Raw genomic sequence first — 14,287 nt, forward strand, 5'->3', positions numbered from 1 at the left:
GATCCGAAAGGCACCGCCGTGCGCCACAACATGCTCTTCCTCATGACCGACCAGCACCGGGTCGACACCCTCGGTGCCTACGGCAACCCGCACGTGCGCACCCCGAACCTCGACCGGATCGCCGCCGAGGGCACCCGCTTCGACAGCTGCTACACCCCCACCGCCATCTGCACCCCGGCCCGCGCCAGCCTGCTCACCGGCGCGGCCCCCTTCCGGCACAAGCTGCTCGCCAACTACGAGCGCAACGTGGGCTACCTGGAAGACCTCTCCGACGGTCAGTTCACCTTCGCCGAGCAGCTCAAGGGCGACGGCTACAACCTCGGCCTGATGGGCAAGTGGCACGGCGGCGTCCAGCGCACCGCCGCCGACTACGGCTTCGAGGGCCCGAACCTGGAGGGCTGGCACAACCCGGTCGACCACCCCGACTACCTCGCCTACCTCAAGGAGCGGGGCCTGCCCGAGTACGCGATCAGCGACCGGATGCGCGGCACCACCCCCAACGGCAGCCCCGGCAACCTGCTCGCGGCCCGCCTCCACCAGCCCGTCGAGGCCACCTTCGAGTACTACCTCGCGACCCGCACCATCGAGATGCTCCGCCGGTTCGCCGAGGACGAGCGCGGCGGCGAGGGCAATCCGTTCTTCCTCGCCACCCACTTCTTCGGCCCGCACCTGCCGTACATCCTGCCGAACGAGTACTTCGACATGTACGACCCGGAGCTCGTCGAACTGCCCGCGTCCATGGCCGAGACGTTCGCGAACAAGCCGCCGGTACAGAGCAACTACAGCCGGCTGTGGGCCTTCGACACCATGCCGCTGGAGGACAGCCGCAAGCTGATAGCCGCCTACTGGGGCTATGTCACGCTCATCGACGAGCAGATCGGCCGCATCATGCAGGCCGTGCGCGACCTCGGGCTCGACGAGCGGACCGCCGTCTGCTTCACCGCCGACCACGGCGAGTTCACCGGCGCCCACCGGCTGCACGACAAGGGCCCCGCCATGTACGAGGACATCTACCGGATCCCCGGACTGCTCCGCGTCCCCGGCGGCGTGGGAGGGCAGGTCCGCGACGAGTTCGTCTCCCTCACCGACTACACGGCGACCATCCTGGAGCTGGCCGGTGCCGACACCGCTCCGGCCGTCGACAGCCGCAGCCTGCTGCCGCTGGCCCGCGGCGAGCGGCCCGAGTGGGACGAGCACCACCTCGCCGAGTACCACGGCCACCACTTCCCGTACCCTCAGCGCATGCTGCGCACCCGCCGCTACAAGCTGGTCGTGAACCCCGAGTCCCACAACGAGCTGTACGACCTCGAGGCCGACCCGGACGAGCTGCAGAACCGGTACGAGCACCCGGAACTGCACGAGGTGCGCACGCGGTTGATGCACCGCCTGTACCACCTGCTGCGCGACCGCGGCGACAACTTCTACCACTGGATGACGCCGATGTACGACGTCCCGACCGACTACGACACGACGCTCTCCGCGTTCGAATCGGAAGGCGTGGCCTGATGAGCGGCCGCACGCCCGGTCCGGTCGCGTCCTGCTGCGCGCCCTCCCGCGAAGGGGCCCCGCGGGCCACGGACCCGGGGCCGGTCGTCGTCGCGCTCGCACCCCGCGACGAACCTGCCGCCCACGACACCCGTGTCGAGCTGCCCGGTGGCACCTTCCGGATGGGCAGCGAGGACGCCGAAGCGAACCCCGGTGACGCGGAGGGTCCGGTGCGCGAGGTGCGCGTGAAGGCGTTCGCCATCGACGCGTACACCGTCACCACCGCGCGTTTCGCCGCGTTCGTCGAGGAGACCGGGCACCGCACCGAGGCCGAACGCTTCGGCTGGAGCTACGTCTTCGCGAAGTTCCTCCCCGGTCACCTGCGCAAGATCTCGCCGCGCCCCGACGCCACCCCGTGGTGGTGCGGCGTCGAGGGCGCCACCTGGCGCACACCGGAGGGCCCCGGCAGCGATCTCGAAGGCCGCTGGGACCACCCGGTCACCCACGTCGGCTGGTCCGACGCCGTCGCCTTCGCGCAGTGGGCGGGCGGCCGGCTGCCCACCGAAGCCGAATGGGAGTACGCAGCGCGCGGCGGCCTCGACCAGGCCCGCTACGCCTGGGGCGACGAGCTCACGCCCGGCGGCGAGCACATGTGCAACATCTGGCAGGGCACCTTCCCCACCAAGAACACCGAGGAGGACGGCTACGCGGGCACGGCCCCCGTGCACGCCTTCCGGCCCAACGGCCACGGCCTGTACAACGTCGCGGGCAATGTGTGGGAGTGGAACGCCGATCCGTGGCAGCAGGGCGGCGACCCGAACATCCGCGTCATGCGCGGCGGCTCGTACCTCTGCCACCACTCGTACTGCAACCGCTACCGTGTCGCCGCCCGCACTTCCAACACGGCGGACAGCACCTCGGGCAACACCGGGTTCCGGGTGGCCTACTCGGCCTGAGCCCCGGAGACGTACTCCACCGTGACCTGCTCGGCGTGCGCGGCGAGCAGGTCACGCAGTTCCTCGGCCGCCGCCTTCAGCAGGTGCCCGTCGCGGTCCGCGCGCACGGTCTCCATCAGGAACGCGACCCGGGTCGAGTCCTCGGTGACACAGGTGCGGTGCGCGTCGCGGTGGTTCCAGTGCCGGGTCAGTACGCCGGTGGAGTCGGTGTAGATCACCTCGCCGGGCTTGGGGTGCTCGACCGTGTCGGGCTCGCCGAGCGGCGTGAACTCCTCGGTGCCCTCGGCGTAGCGGATCTCCACCACGTCGCCGGTCACCCGGTCGAGATCGAAGGCGCCGGCGGGGAGGCCGTGGCGCACCGAGACGACGTTGTAGGTGTCGACCGCCGGGTTGATGCGCGGCAGCGACCCCTTCTTGGCCAGGCGCCGTCCCAGAGCGTCGACGCTGGGGCGGATGCGGCGCGGGTTGGTGCCGAAGGAGCGGTACGCGGTGTGCCACGCCTCGATCCGGGGATCGCTCTCGTCGGCGGGCTGCCAGGAACCGTCGGCCAGCTCCTGCTCCAGTTCGTCGAGCGCCGTGCCGGTTTCCGGCCAGGGCTCGCGTCCGCGCAGGCCGGTGGCCGTGACGACGGCGACGAGGGTGTCGGGGAAGGCGTCGGCGACGGCGGGGGTGAGGTGGAAGGCGGGCATCGGACGACTCCGTATCCGGGTGGGCGAGGGGTGTTCGGGGGAGGAGGGTGTTCAGGTGAGGGCGAGCAGGCTGACGGCCACGGCGGCGGTGCCGAGGCCCACCAGTTGCCCCCGGTGGATGCGCTCCGCGAGCACACCGCGCGCGAGCAGCACGGTACCGGCCGGGTACAGCGCGGTGATCACGGCGACGACGGTCAGGTCGCCGCTGCGTGCGGCGAGCAGGAACAGCAGGTTCGCGAGCGAGTCGAGCACGCCCGCGGTCGCCGAGATCCCGTATGCGGGCTTCTCCGCCCCGAGCCGCCGGTACAGCAGTCCGGCCGCGCCCAGCGTGACGGCCGACGAGACCGCCCTGCCGACGATCAGTGGCGCCACGCCACTGTCCGACGGCGCCTGGTGCAGGCAGACCAGTTGCAGCGCGATGGCCGCGCCCGCCCCGAGGGCGAGCAGCAGCGCCGTGCGCGAGGGGCGGGCCGCGCCCGCGCCGTGCCCGGCGCTGACCAGGACCACGGCGACGAGCGCGAGCGGCAGCCCGATGATCCCCGCCAGGGCGAGGTGCTCGCCCTGGAGCAGGCCGACGGCGACCGGCAGCGCGGCGGACACCAGCGCCGTCACGGGCGACAGCACGTTCATCGGGCCGATCGCGAGGGTCTTGTAGAGCAGCGCGAACGCGGCGGCCGACGCGACACCGGAGGCCGCACCCCAGGCGACGGCGGCGGAACCGAACGAGGCGCCGAGGAACGGCCACAGCAGCAGCTCGACCGCGAGGCTGGCGGGCGCCGCCACCATCACGGTGCGCAGCACATGGGCCTTGCGGGCGCCGAGGCCGCCGAGGAAGTCGGCGCACCCGTAGGCGAGTGAGCTGCTCAGGGCCAGCAGCAGAGCGATCACGAGACTTTCCTTGCCATCCTTGCGCTTCAGTGGAACGACCAAACCGTACAATGAACCGACCGTGATGTGTCAACCGAACGACCGCGCGGTACATTCCACTGGCCGGTCGGTGGTGAAGCGGAAGGTGGTCAGGTGACCGAGACAGAGGCAGCCCTGCGCACGCTCGCGCACAACGTCAGGACGGCTCGCTCGCGGGCGGGCCTCTCCCTGGACGAGCTCGGCCGCCGCGCCAAGGTCAGCAAGGGTGCCCTGGTCGGCCTGGAGAAGGCGCAGGGCAATCCGAACTTCGCCACCCTGGTCCGGCTCGCCGACACCCTCGGTGTCTCAGTGTCGGCCCTGATGGAGGGCCCGGCCGAAGGACGGGTGCGCGTGGTGTCCTCGGACGAGGTCATGCCGCTGTGGGCGGGGGAGCGCGGTGGCGAGGCCCGGCTCATGCTGACGACCGCAGGACCGGCCCCGGTCGAGGTGTGGCGCTGGCGCCTCGAACCGGGCGAGGAGTACCCCAGCCATCCCCACCAGGCCGGCGTCATCGAGACGGTGAGTGTCATCAGTGGCCGAATGACCCTCGTCGTCGACGGCACCGAACACCCCGTGTCGGCCGGCCAGACCGCCACCTTCGACGGGGACTGCGCACACACCTACCGGGGTGCGGGGGACGGGACCTGCCAACTGATCATGACGGTGCAACTGCCGCCGGGGTCATAGGCGCCACCTATCCGGGGCATCGATTTTTGGTCGTGGACCTCCGCGCACGCAAACCGCTTCACTGACGCGGTAGTTGGGGCGGCGCCGGACGGGCCCGGTGCCGCAGCACCCGGCCGTGCCCGGATGGAGGTTGCAATGACGCATGCCCCGGACGACGCCACAGGCGCCACCACCACCCCGGTGAAGGCAAAGCCGTGGTACCGGCAGCTCTATGTGCAGGTGCTGGCGGCGATCGTCGTCGGCATCCTGCTCGGCTGGCGGTGGCCCGACCTGGGCACGGCGATGGAACCGGTCGGCACGACCTTCGTCACGGCGATGAAGATGCTGATCGGCCCGATCGTCTTCCTGACCGTCATCGGCGGCATCGCGGGCGTGGCCGACCTCAAGAAGGTGGGCCGCACGGGCGTCAAGGCGCTCGTCTACTTCCAGGTCGGCACGATTGTCGCGCTCGGCTTCGGGCTCCTCGCCATCAACCTGTTCCCGCTCGGCGAGGGCGTGCACGCGGACGTCGGCGGACTGCACGCCTCCGGCGAGGCGAGCCAGTACGTACAACAGGGCGAGGCCCAGCACTGGTGGGAGTTCCTCACTCACCTGGTCCCCGACAGTTTCTTCGGTGCGTTCGTCGAAGGTGACATCCTCCAGGTCATCTTCCTCGCCGTGATCTTCGGGATCGCCCTCAAGATGGTCGGCCCGGTCGGCGAGCCGATCATCGCGTCCGTCAACCGGCTCACCGAAGTCGTCTTCAAGGTCCTGTCGTTCGTGATGAAGGCGGCCCCGGTGGGCGCGTTCGGCGCGATGGCCTTCGCGATCGGCAAGTTCGGCCTGTCCACCCTGGCCAGCCTCGGCTCGCTGATCCTGCTGTTCTACGTGACGTCCATCGTGTTCGTCGTCGTGGTCCTCGGCGCCGTGCTGTCGCTGTACGTGAAGCTCAACCTCTTCCAACTGCTGCGCCACTTCAAGGAGGAACTGCTCCTCGTCCTCGGCACCTCGACGGCCGAGCCCGCGCTGCCGGGGCTGATGCGCAAGCTCCAGTTCATGGGCGTCGACCGGCCGACGGTCGGCCTGGTCGTGCCGACCGGCTACAGCTTCAACCTCGACGGCGCCGCGATCTACCTGTCCCTCGCCACGCTCTACATCGCCCAGGCCACCGACACCACGCTCTCCCTCGGCCAGCAACTCGGCCTGCTGGCCGTCATGCTGCTGACGTCCAAGGGGGCGGCCGGCGTCGCGGGCGGCGGGTTCATCGCGCTGACCGCGACCCTGTCGACCGTCGGACACGTGCCCGCCGCGGGCATCATGCTGATCTTCGGCATCGACAAGTTCATGTCCGAGTGCCGGGCCCTGGTCAACTTCTGCGGAAACGCCGTCGCCACCCTCGTCGTCGCCCGCTGGGAGAACGCGGTGGACCTGGAGCGGGCGCGCAAGGTCCTGGCGGGGGAGAAGGTCGACGCCCTGCCCGCGACGCCCCCGGCCGAGGCGGCGCCGGTGCCCGTGCACCAGCCCGTGCCGGCGCCCGCCCCGCCCGCCTGAGCCCGGGCCGCCCGGCCTGCCCCTCCCCGCCGAGGCGCCATGTCGACCTGTCGATAGGTTGCCCTTGTGGCAGCAGGTGGAGGAGGCAGGATGGACGCGCGGCAACTGCAGTACTTTCTCGCCATCGTGGAGCACGGCGGCTTCAGCAGGGCCGCCGCCGCGCTCCACGTGGCGCAGCCGTCGTTGTCGCAGGCGATGGCCAACCTGGAGGCGGACCTCGGGGTCTCCCTCTTCCACCGGATGGGCCGCGGCGTCGTCCTGAGCGAGGCGGGCGCCGAGCTGGTGGAGCCGAGCCGCCGCGTCCTGCGCGACCTGGCCGCCGTACGCGAACGGGCCGCCGCCCTCACCGGACTCGGCAGCGGCACCGTGGAAGTGGCCACCATGCCGTCCCCCGGCATCGAGCCCATGACCACGCTGATCCACCGCTTCGCCCAGCTCCACCCGGACGTCACCATCAGCACCCGCGCCGCCTTCACCCCCGAGGAGACCGTCGAACTGGTCCGCAGCGGCGCCTGCGAGCTGGGGCTGCTCGGCGCCGACAAACCGGTGACCGCGCCCGGAATCGACGTACTGCCGGTGGAGGAGCAGCCGTTCGTCGTCGTCGGCGCGGCCGACGGGCCCTTCGCCGACGGCGCCGTGCTGCACCCGCAGGACCTCGCAGGGCACAAGCTGATCGCCTCCCGGACCGGCAGCCTCATGCGCGGCATCGTCGACGACATCACGGCCCGCAGCGGCGACACCGAGATCGTCGCCGTCGTCGACCACCGCACGTCCATCCTCCCGCTGGTGCTCACCGGCGTCGGCGTCGCCGTGCTGCCCGCCGCCTGGACCCGGCTCGCCCGCCGCTGCGGACTCGCCGTCGCCTCGCTCGTCCCGACCGCACACCTGCACGTCGCGATGATCAGCCTCCCCGCGCATCTGACACCCGGCGCACACGCCTTCCTGGAGCTGACCCGCTCGCTGGCGGAGCGCAGGGCCCGGACCCCGTCGACGTAACGCACACGCCACCCGGCCACGGCACCCATCAGCCGTGCCTATGTGTCGCATCGGAAGCATGTCTTGGACGCTGCGCGCACCGGCCTGTTGACTCGGGAACACACCAACCGCCGCCCGGCCAGGCGCTCTTGAGTACCCCCTTGGCCACGGGCGTTTCCCGTACTCCTGGAGGCCTTCGTGTCCGAGCCCCGCACCTTCCGCATCGCCGCCATCCCCGCCGACGGCGTCGGCACCGAGGTCGTGGCGGCGGGGCGCGCCGTCCTCGACGCCCTCGCCGACGCCTCCGACGGAAGCTTCGCCTTCGACTGGCAGGAGTTCGACTGGGGCTGCGACTACTACGCCCGCACCGGCAAGATGATGGCCGACAACGGCCTGGAGCAGCTCAAGGACTTCGACGCCATCTACTTCGGCGCGGTCGGCTGGCCCAGCGTCCCCGACGAGGTCAGCCTGTGGGGCCTGCGCCTGAAGATCTGCCAGAACTTCGACCAGTGGGCCAACGTCCGACCCGTGCACTTCCTGCCCGGCGTGCTCAGCCCGCTGCGCAAGGCCGACGACACCGAGCTCGACTGGGTCGTCGTCCGCGAGAACAGCGAGGGCGAGTACGCGGGGCTCGGCGGCCGGAACCTCTCCGGGCGCGGTCCCGGCGGCGAAGTGGCCGTCCAGTCCTCCCTGTTCACCGAGGTGGGCTGCGAGCGCATCATCCGCTTCGCCTTCGACCTCGCCCGCACCCGCACGCGCCGCAAGGTCTCCTCGGTCACCAAGTCCAACGCCCAGCAGTACGGCATGGTGCTGTGGGACGACGTGTTCAAGCGGGTGGCCGCCGAGTACCCGGACGTGGAGACCGAGAGCGTGCTCGTCGACGCGATGTCGGCGAAGTTCGTGCTCAAGCCGGAGGACCTGTCGGTGGTCGTGGCCTCCAACCTGAACGCCGACATCCTCTCCGACCTCGGCAGCGCACTCGCCGGCAGTCTCGGTCTCGCGGCCAGCGCCAACCTCAACCCGGAGCGGCGCTTCCCGAGCATGTTCGAACCGGTGCACGGCTCCGCGCCCGACATCGCCGGACAGGGCCTGGCCAATCCGATCGGCGCGGTCGGCAGCGCCGCGCTGATGCTGGAGCACTTCGGCCTGCCCGACCAGGCGGCCCGTCTCAACAAGGCGATCGAGACGGTCACCGGGGCCGGGACCCTCACTCGCGACGTCGGCGGCACCGCCACCACCGAGGACGTCACCAAGGCGCTGATCGACGCGCTGGGCAACTGACCCCCGGACGGCGACACACGATCGTCCCGGCCGGTCCTCGGGTCGCGCCGACAGGCCGGGACGGCCGCTCCGAAGCGGCCACCCACGTGCCGGGCCCCGCACCTCGCGGGGCCCGGCACTCGCCGTCTGCTACCAGCTGATCCCGGCCGCCACCGGCCGGTGGTCGCTGCCGGTCGCCGGCAGTACCCGGGAGCTGTCCGCCGTGACGCCCCGGACCAGGATCTGGTCGATCCGCACCACGGGGAAGTCCGCCGGATAGCTGAAGCCGAAGCCGTCGCCCGCCTCCTCCTGGGCCGAGCGCAGCTGCCGCGTGAGGCCGTCGAAGGCGCGGTCGTCCGTCGAGCCGTTGAGATCGCCGAGCAGCACCACCCGCTCGTAGTCCTCGGCGGCGATCGCCTCCGCGAGCGCCCGCGCGTTCCGGTCCCGGCCGCCCGTCCCGAAACCGGTGCGGGGCGTGACACGTACGGAACCGAGGTGGGCCACGTACACCGCCACCGGGCCCCGCTCCGCGGTGACCGTGGCACGCAGCGCCCGGGCGTACCCCTCCTTCTCGGCCGCGGACTTGGCGGCCCCCAGCGGCCCGACATCGATCCTGGTGTCGACCGCCTCGACGTCCGACAGCGGCAGCCTGCTCCACAGCCCGACCGTGCCCCGCACCGCGTGGTGCGGATACTCCCTGGCCAGCTCCTTCTCGTACGTGCCCCGGGCCTGCGCCGTGATCTCTTCGAGCGCGAGCACGTCGGCGCCCGTGGCCGCCAGTTCGCGGGCCGTGCCCGCCGGATCGCGGTTGGCGGCGCCGACGTTGTGGCTGACGACGGTGAGGTCGCCGGCGTCGGCCTGCGCCTTGTCGGCGAGCACCCCGCCGAACAGGCCCGTCCACACCGCGGCCGGCAGCAGCACCGCCACCACGGCGGAGGCGGACCGCCGCCACAGCGCCGCGACGAGCAGCACCGGCACGCAGAGGCCGAACCAGGGCAGGAAGGTGTCCACCAGACTGCCAAGACCCCCGCGGTCGGGGATCCGCGCGTGCAGCAGCAGAAGCAGCCCGAGCAGCACCGCCAGGGCCGCGAGCACCCGGCCGCGCCTCCAGGGGCCGGGCCGGGAGAGGGCGCGGAGCGACCGCATCGTCCGTACGCGCGTGCTGTCGGTCACTTCCGCATCCTCGGGTCCTCGGTGGGATTGGCGTACTGCGCCGGGCAGCCGCGATCGACGGCCTCGGGACGCAGTTCGTAGTGCCAGGGCTCATTGCCGTAGATCTGGCAGAGCCCGTACGCGGCGCCGTGTTCGGAGAGCCACGTCGTCGCCTCGGAACGCCCGAGGTCGACCGCGTCGCCGGACACGTGCGGCGAGGTGTCGGCGCTCGCCACCCACCGGGCGGCCTCGGCCCGCGAGCCGTACGTGGAGACCGCCTCGCCGAGCAGTCGGTTCTGGTACGCGGAGGAGCGCCAGCCGCTGTTGACGTGGAACGTGACTCCGTCGTCGGAGGCGTCCGTCGCCGCCCGGCGCAAGGCCCCCAGCAAGTCGGGGCGGAGCCTGGTGACGGCCGGGGTCGTGTCGTCGAAGACCGTCACGCCGTCGCTGACCACCCCGTCGGCCTCGCCCACGGCGTCGTGCTTCGAGCCCATGGGCGAGGGCGTCGGGGGAGCCTTCTTCGGCGGCGAGGCCGACGAGGGCTCGGGCGAGCGCAGGCCGAGGACGGTCGCGAGCACCGCCGCGAGGACGACGAGGCCGATGATGAGAGGAAGCCAGGGCTTTGGGCGGGCCGTTGGGATGCGCGTCATGCCGCCAGTCAAGGCAGCGCGATGTTGCCACAACGTCTGCGCATTTCGATATGCCGACGATACGCGGCGACTCGTAGCGTGAAGACCATGCGTGTGCTGATTGTTGAGGACGAGCGGTATCTGGCGGAGGCCGTGCGCGACGGTCTTCGCCTGGAGGCGATCGCCGCCGACATCGCGGGCGACGGCCACACCGCCCGGGACCTGCTGAGCGTGAACACGTACGACATCGCCGTCCTCGACCGCGACATCCCCGGACCCTCCGGCGACGAGATCGCGAGACGCATCGTCGCCTCCGGCAGCGGCATGCCGATCCTCATGCTGACCGCGGCCGACCGCATCGACGACAAGGCCTCGGGCTTCGAACTCGGCGCGGACGACTACCTCACCAAGCCGTTCGAGCTCCAGGAACTCGTGCTCAGGCTCCGCGCGCTCGACCGCAGGCGCGCCCACAGCCGGCCGCCCGTGCGGGAGATCGCGGGACTGCGCCTCGACCCGTTCCGCAGGGAGGTCTACCGGGACGGCCGGTTCGTCGCACTGACCAGGAAGCAGTTCGCCGTGCTGGAGGTCCTGGTGGCCGCCGAGGGCGGTGTCGTGAGCGCCGAGGAACTCCTGGAGCGCGCGTGGGACGTGCACGCCGACCCGTTCACCAACGCCGTCCGCATCACCGTGTCCGCGCTGCGCAAGCGGCTCGGGGAACCCTGGATCATCGCCACCGTGCCGGGCGTCGGCTACCGCATCGAGGCGCAGCCGCAGGCCGGGGGAGCGGGGCGTGGATAGGGCACGCGGGGTCAGCGTCCGGCTCAAACTGACCCTCAGCTACGCCGGATTCCTCATGCTCGCCGGAGTCCTGATGCTCGCGGCGGTCTGGTTCTTCCTGCTGAAGGACCTGCCCGACGTCACAGCAGGCATCGACGGACTGCTGGTCCGCAGACAGCTCGCACTCGACTTCGCGTCGAACGCGGCCGTCGTCATGGGCTGCCTGCTGGTGTTCGGGCTCATCGGCGGATGGTTCCTCGCCGGACGCATGCTCGCGCCCCTGAACCGCATCACCGACGCCACGCGCGCGGCCGCGGGCGGCTCGTTCTCCCACCGCATCCGCATGAGGGGCCGCAGCGACGAGTTCCGGGAACTCGCCGACGCCTTCGACGCGATGCTCACGGAGCTGGAGGCACACGTGGCCGAACAGCGGCGCTTCGCCGCCAACGCCTCCCACGAGCTGCGCACCCCGCTCGCCGTCTCGAAGTCGCTCCTCGACGTGGCCCGCGCCGATCCGCACCGCGACACCGGCGAGCTCATCGACCGGCTCAGCGCCGTCAACACCCGCGCGATCGACCTCACCGAGGCGCTGCTCCTGCTCAGCCGCGCCGAGCGGCGCGCCTTCACCCGCGAGGACGTCGACCTCTCCCTCGTGGTGGAGGAGGCCATCGAAACGCTGCTCCCGCTGGCGGAGAAGCGCGGCGTCACCCTCGAAGCCGACGGGGACATCGCCCATGCGACCGGGTCGCGGGCGCTCCTGCTGCAACTGGCCACGAACCTCGTGCACAACGCGATCGTCCACAATCTGCCCGGGGCGGGCACCGTGCGGGTCACCACCGGCGTGCGCCCCGGCGCGGTGCTGCTCACCGTGGAGAACACGGGCGAACCACTGACCCCTGAGCTGGTGGCCACCCTCACCGAACCCTTCCAGCGCGGCACCGAACGCATCCGCGCCGACCACGCGGGCGTCGGCCTCGGCCTGGCCATCGTCCAGTCCATCACCCGCGCCCACGACGGCACCCTCGGCCTCACCCCGCGCCCCTCCGGCGGCCTCCGCGTCACCGTGGAACTCCCCGCAGCCGGTATGTGAGGTCGGCCACCGAAGACGCCCTGAAGGCAGAGAAGGCCAGGGCACCGTGTCATCATGCGATGACATCGCTTGATGACATGAACGGGAAGACCTTGCAGCCCTCCATACCGACGCCCGCTTCGACCCCCGCCCCGCTCCGCCACCCGCGCGCCCTCGTACCGGTCCTGGTCAGCCTCGGGATGCTCGTCGCCGTCGTCAGCAGCCTCGGCGCGCCGCTGATCCCGACCATCGCCGCGGAGGACCACGTCGCCGTCTCCACCGCGCAGTGGGCATTGACGGTCACCATGCTGGTCGGCGCCATCGCAACCCCCGTCATGGGGCGGCTCGGTGACGGTCCGCACCGCAAGCGCGTCATCCTCGGCGGCCTCGCCGCCGTGTTCGTCGGCAGCCTGCTCGCGGCGCTGCCCGTCGGGTTCGCCTGCCTCCTGGTGGGCCGGGCGCTGCAGGGCGTCGGCATGGGACTCGTACCGCTGGCCATCGCGACCGCGCGCGACGCGCTGCCGCCGGAGAAGGCGCGCGGCGCGGTCACCACACTGTCGCTGACCACCGCCGCGGGCATCGGCCTCGGCTACCCGATCACGGGGCTCTTCGCGGAGTACCTCGGCATGTACGCCGGATTCTGGTTCGCGCTCGCCACGGCCGCCGCCGCGTTCCTCGCCACCCTCGTCGTCGTCCCCAAGCCCCCGCACCGGCCGAGCACGCCGATGGACGTGCCCGGCGCGCTCCTCCTCGCCGGAGGCATGGCCGCGCTGCTCCTCGCGCTCGCCGAAGGGGAGCGCTGGGGCTGGCTCTCCGCGCCCCTGCTGGCCCTCGCGGTCGCGGCGGTGGTGCTGCTCGGCGGCTGGATCGCGCACTCGCTGCGCTCCACGCACCCCCTCGTCCGCGTCCGGCTCGTCAAGGACCGCGGCGTCCTCGTCGCCAACCTGACCACCATGGTCGGCGGCGTCGGCACCTACCTGCTGATCTCCCTGGTGACCCGCTACGTCCAGACCCCCGACAGCAGCGGCTACGGATTCGGCGCCTCCGTCGTCGTCACCGGCCTGCTGCTCGTGCCGTTCTCCGCGGCCAGCCTGGTCACCGGGCGTCTGGTGCGGGCCATGGGCCGGGCCGCGACGCCCGCCCGCATGCTGCCGCTCGGCTGCCTGCTCTCGCTCGCCTCGCTCGTCTGCTTCCTGCTCGCCCGTTCCAGCCTGTGGGGCATCGGCACGATGATGGCGCTCGCCGGCCTCGGCGTGGGCGTCACCTTCGCCGTCACGCCCGGACTCATCGTCGGCGGCGTGCCCGCGGCGGAGACCGGCAGCGCGATGAGTTTCAACCAGGTCGTGAAGTACATCGGTTACTCGACGGGCAGCGCGCTCAGCGCCGTCGTGCTCCAGGCCTCCACCGCCCCCGGCGCCGCGCTCCCCACCAACGACGGCTACCGCACCGCGGGTCTCGTCGGCTGCGCCGCCTTCCTCGTCACCGCCGTCATCGCCGTGGTCCTCACCCGCGTCGGCGTCCGCCCGCGCCCCTCCGTCGTCGCGGCCGGCGCCGCCGCCGAGGCACGCACCGAGCCGAGCCGCGCATGACCGCCGAGGCCGCCCCCGACCGCCGCCGGAGCAGCGCCCGCAGCCGCGAGGCGCTGCTGCGGGCGGCCACCGAACTGTTCTCCGAGCGCGGCTACGACCGCACCACCATCCGCGAGATCGGCGAACGGGCCGGGGTCGACGCCGCCCTCATCTCCCGCTACTTCGGCAGCAAGGCCCTGCTGTACGTGGCGGTACTGCGCGCCGAACACGGCGACAGCGTCCCGGACGACCTGCTCACCGGACCCCGGCTGCGCGAGGTCGCCGAGCGCGCGGAGCGGCGCGGACCCGTGCCGCTGCTGCGCGTCGCCGTGCAGCCCTCCAGCGACCAGGCCGCGCAGGACGCCGCCCGCGCCGCCCTCCAGGCCCGGCTCGTCGAACCGCTGCGCGCCCGCTTCACCCGCGAGGGTCGCGACCGTCCCGGACTGCGCGCCGACGTCCTGGTCGCCTCGGTCGCCGGAGTGCTGCTCGCCCGCCACTCCGACGCCTTCGACGACCTGGCCGACGCCGACCTCGACGAAGTCGTCGACATACTCCTTCAGGCATGGGGCGAGGACTGACCCGCCCGCCCCGAACAGCACCTGTC

At 71.9% G+C, this 14,287-nt stretch carries 14 protein-coding genes; 10 read left to right on the plus strand and 4 right to left on the minus strand.

Going from position 1 to position 14,287, the window contains the following annotated elements:
* The first annotated feature begins 30 nt into the window (after positions 1 to 30).
* Complete coding sequence (locus tag ACY34M_RS24095; RefSeq protein WP_462720213.1) at positions 31 to 1,506, plus strand: sulfatase-like hydrolase/transferase; 1,476 nt, start codon at positions 31 to 33, stop codon at positions 1,504 to 1,506.
* Positions 1,506 to 2,441: a formylglycine-generating enzyme family protein gene (locus tag ACY34M_RS24100; RefSeq protein ID WP_462720116.1), complete on the plus strand. Its 936-nt coding sequence runs from the start codon at positions 1,506 to 1,508 to the stop codon at positions 2,439 to 2,441. The genes ACY34M_RS24095 and ACY34M_RS24100 overlap by 1 nt, the downstream gene beginning before the upstream one ends.
* On the opposite strand, the gene ACY34M_RS24105 is transcribed toward ACY34M_RS24100, so the two are convergent.
* Positions 2,429 to 3,130, minus strand: coding sequence for a B3/B4 domain-containing protein (locus tag ACY34M_RS24105; protein ID WP_462720117.1), 702 nt, complete (start codon positions 3,128 to 3,130; stop codon positions 2,429 to 2,431). The two genes, ACY34M_RS24100 and ACY34M_RS24105, sit on opposite strands and share 13 nt — an antisense overlap.
* 51 nt (positions 3,131 to 3,181) lie before the next feature.
* Positions 3,182 to 4,018, minus strand: coding sequence for an EamA family transporter (locus tag ACY34M_RS24110; RefSeq protein ID WP_462720118.1), 837 nt, complete (start codon positions 4,016 to 4,018; stop codon positions 3,182 to 3,184).
* A 132-nt stretch (positions 4,019 to 4,150) separates the two neighbouring features.
* Here ACY34M_RS24110 and ACY34M_RS24115 point away from each other — a divergent pair, with 132 nt between their 5' ends.
* From ACY34M_RS24115 to ACY34M_RS24130, 4 genes are all read left to right on the plus strand, one after another.
* Complete coding sequence (locus ACY34M_RS24115) at positions 4,151 to 4,723, plus strand: helix-turn-helix domain-containing protein (protein WP_462720119.1); 573 nt, start codon at positions 4,151 to 4,153, stop codon at positions 4,721 to 4,723.
* A 135-nt stretch (positions 4,724 to 4,858) separates the two neighbouring features.
* Positions 4,859 to 6,253, plus strand: coding sequence for a C4-dicarboxylate transporter DctA (gene dctA / locus ACY34M_RS24120; RefSeq protein WP_462720120.1), 1,395 nt, complete (start codon positions 4,859 to 4,861; stop codon positions 6,251 to 6,253).
* 90 nt (positions 6,254 to 6,343) lie between these two features.
* The gene (locus tag ACY34M_RS24125) at positions 6,344 to 7,249 is read left to right on the plus strand and encodes a LysR family transcriptional regulator (RefSeq protein ID WP_462720121.1); all 906 of its coding nucleotides are present in this window, start codon (positions 6,344 to 6,346) and stop codon (positions 7,247 to 7,249) included.
* A 177-nt stretch (positions 7,250 to 7,426) separates the two neighbouring features.
* Positions 7,427 to 8,509, plus strand: a complete 1,083-nt coding sequence (locus ACY34M_RS24130; protein WP_462720122.1) for a tartrate dehydrogenase — start codon at positions 7,427 to 7,429, stop codon at positions 8,507 to 8,509.
* Between the two features lie 129 nt (positions 8,510 to 8,638).
* On the opposite strand, the gene ACY34M_RS24135 is transcribed toward ACY34M_RS24130, so the two are convergent.
* Both ACY34M_RS24135 and ACY34M_RS24140 read right to left on the minus strand, forming a co-directional pair.
* The gene (locus ACY34M_RS24135; protein WP_462720214.1) at positions 8,639 to 9,634 is read right to left on the minus strand and encodes an endonuclease/exonuclease/phosphatase family protein; all 996 of its coding nucleotides are present in this window, start codon (positions 9,632 to 9,634) and stop codon (positions 8,639 to 8,641) included.
* A gap of 23 nt (positions 9,635 to 9,657) precedes the next feature.
* Complete coding sequence (locus ACY34M_RS24140) at positions 9,658 to 10,290, minus strand: M15 family metallopeptidase (RefSeq protein ID WP_462720123.1); 633 nt, start codon at positions 10,288 to 10,290, stop codon at positions 9,658 to 9,660.
* An 87-nt stretch (positions 10,291 to 10,377) separates the two neighbouring features.
* Between ACY34M_RS24140 and ACY34M_RS24145 the strand changes: the two genes are divergently transcribed.
* Genes ACY34M_RS24145 through ACY34M_RS24160 form a run of 4 tightly spaced genes read left to right on the plus strand, consistent with a single transcriptional unit; the run spans position 10,378 to position 14,261 of the window.
* Positions 10,378 to 11,067, plus strand: a complete 690-nt coding sequence (locus ACY34M_RS24145; RefSeq protein ID WP_462720124.1) for a response regulator transcription factor — start codon at positions 10,378 to 10,380, stop codon at positions 11,065 to 11,067.
* Complete coding sequence (locus tag ACY34M_RS24150; RefSeq protein ID WP_462720125.1) at positions 11,060 to 12,136, plus strand: sensor histidine kinase; 1,077 nt, start codon at positions 11,060 to 11,062, stop codon at positions 12,134 to 12,136. Before ACY34M_RS24145 ends, ACY34M_RS24150 begins: the two co-directional genes overlap by 8 nt.
* Positions 12,137 to 12,195: 59 nt before the next feature.
* Positions 12,196 to 13,704: an MFS transporter gene (locus tag ACY34M_RS24155; RefSeq protein ID WP_462720126.1), complete on the plus strand. Its 1,509-nt coding sequence runs from the start codon at positions 12,196 to 12,198 to the stop codon at positions 13,702 to 13,704.
* Positions 13,701 to 14,261 carry a TetR/AcrR family transcriptional regulator gene (locus ACY34M_RS24160; protein WP_462720127.1) on the plus strand — a complete coding sequence of 187 codons (561 nt, stop codon included), beginning with the start codon at positions 13,701 to 13,703 and terminating at the stop codon, positions 14,259 to 14,261. Before ACY34M_RS24155 ends, ACY34M_RS24160 begins: the two co-directional genes overlap by 4 nt.
* Positions 14,262 to 14,287 lie beyond the last annotated feature (26 nt).

This window comes from Streptomyces sp. EDA2-14, from assembly GCF_054963755.1.

Coding starts and splice junctions, on each gene's coding strand:
- ACY34M_RS24160 (WP_462720127.1), top strand. CDS start 13,701: ATGACCGCCGAGGCCGCCCCCGACCGCCGCCGGAGCAGCGCCCGCAGC.
- ACY34M_RS24155 (WP_462720126.1), top strand. CDS start 12,196: ATGACATCGCTTGATGACATGAACGGGAAGACCTTGCAGCCCTCCATA.
- dctA (WP_462720120.1), top strand. CDS start 4,859: ATGACGCATGCCCCGGACGACGCCACAGGCGCCACCACCACCCCGGTG.
- ACY34M_RS24135 (WP_462720214.1), bottom strand. CDS start 9,634: ATGCGGTCGCTCCGCGCCCTCTCCCGGCCCGGCCCCTGGAGGCGCGGC.
- ACY34M_RS24100 (WP_462720116.1), top strand. CDS start 1,506: ATGAGCGGCCGCACGCCCGGTCCGGTCGCGTCCTGCTGCGCGCCCTCC.
- ACY34M_RS24140 (WP_462720123.1), bottom strand. CDS start 10,290: ATGACGCGCATCCCAACGGCCCGCCCAAAGCCCTGGCTTCCTCTCATC.
- ACY34M_RS24145 (WP_462720124.1), top strand. CDS start 10,378: ATGCGTGTGCTGATTGTTGAGGACGAGCGGTATCTGGCGGAGGCCGTG.
- ACY34M_RS24095 (WP_462720213.1), top strand. CDS start 31: ATGCTCTTCCTCATGACCGACCAGCACCGGGTCGACACCCTCGGTGCC.
- ACY34M_RS24105 (WP_462720117.1), bottom strand. CDS start 3,130: ATGCCCGCCTTCCACCTCACCCCCGCCGTCGCCGACGCCTTCCCCGAC.
- ACY34M_RS24125 (WP_462720121.1), top strand. CDS start 6,344: ATGGACGCGCGGCAACTGCAGTACTTTCTCGCCATCGTGGAGCACGGC.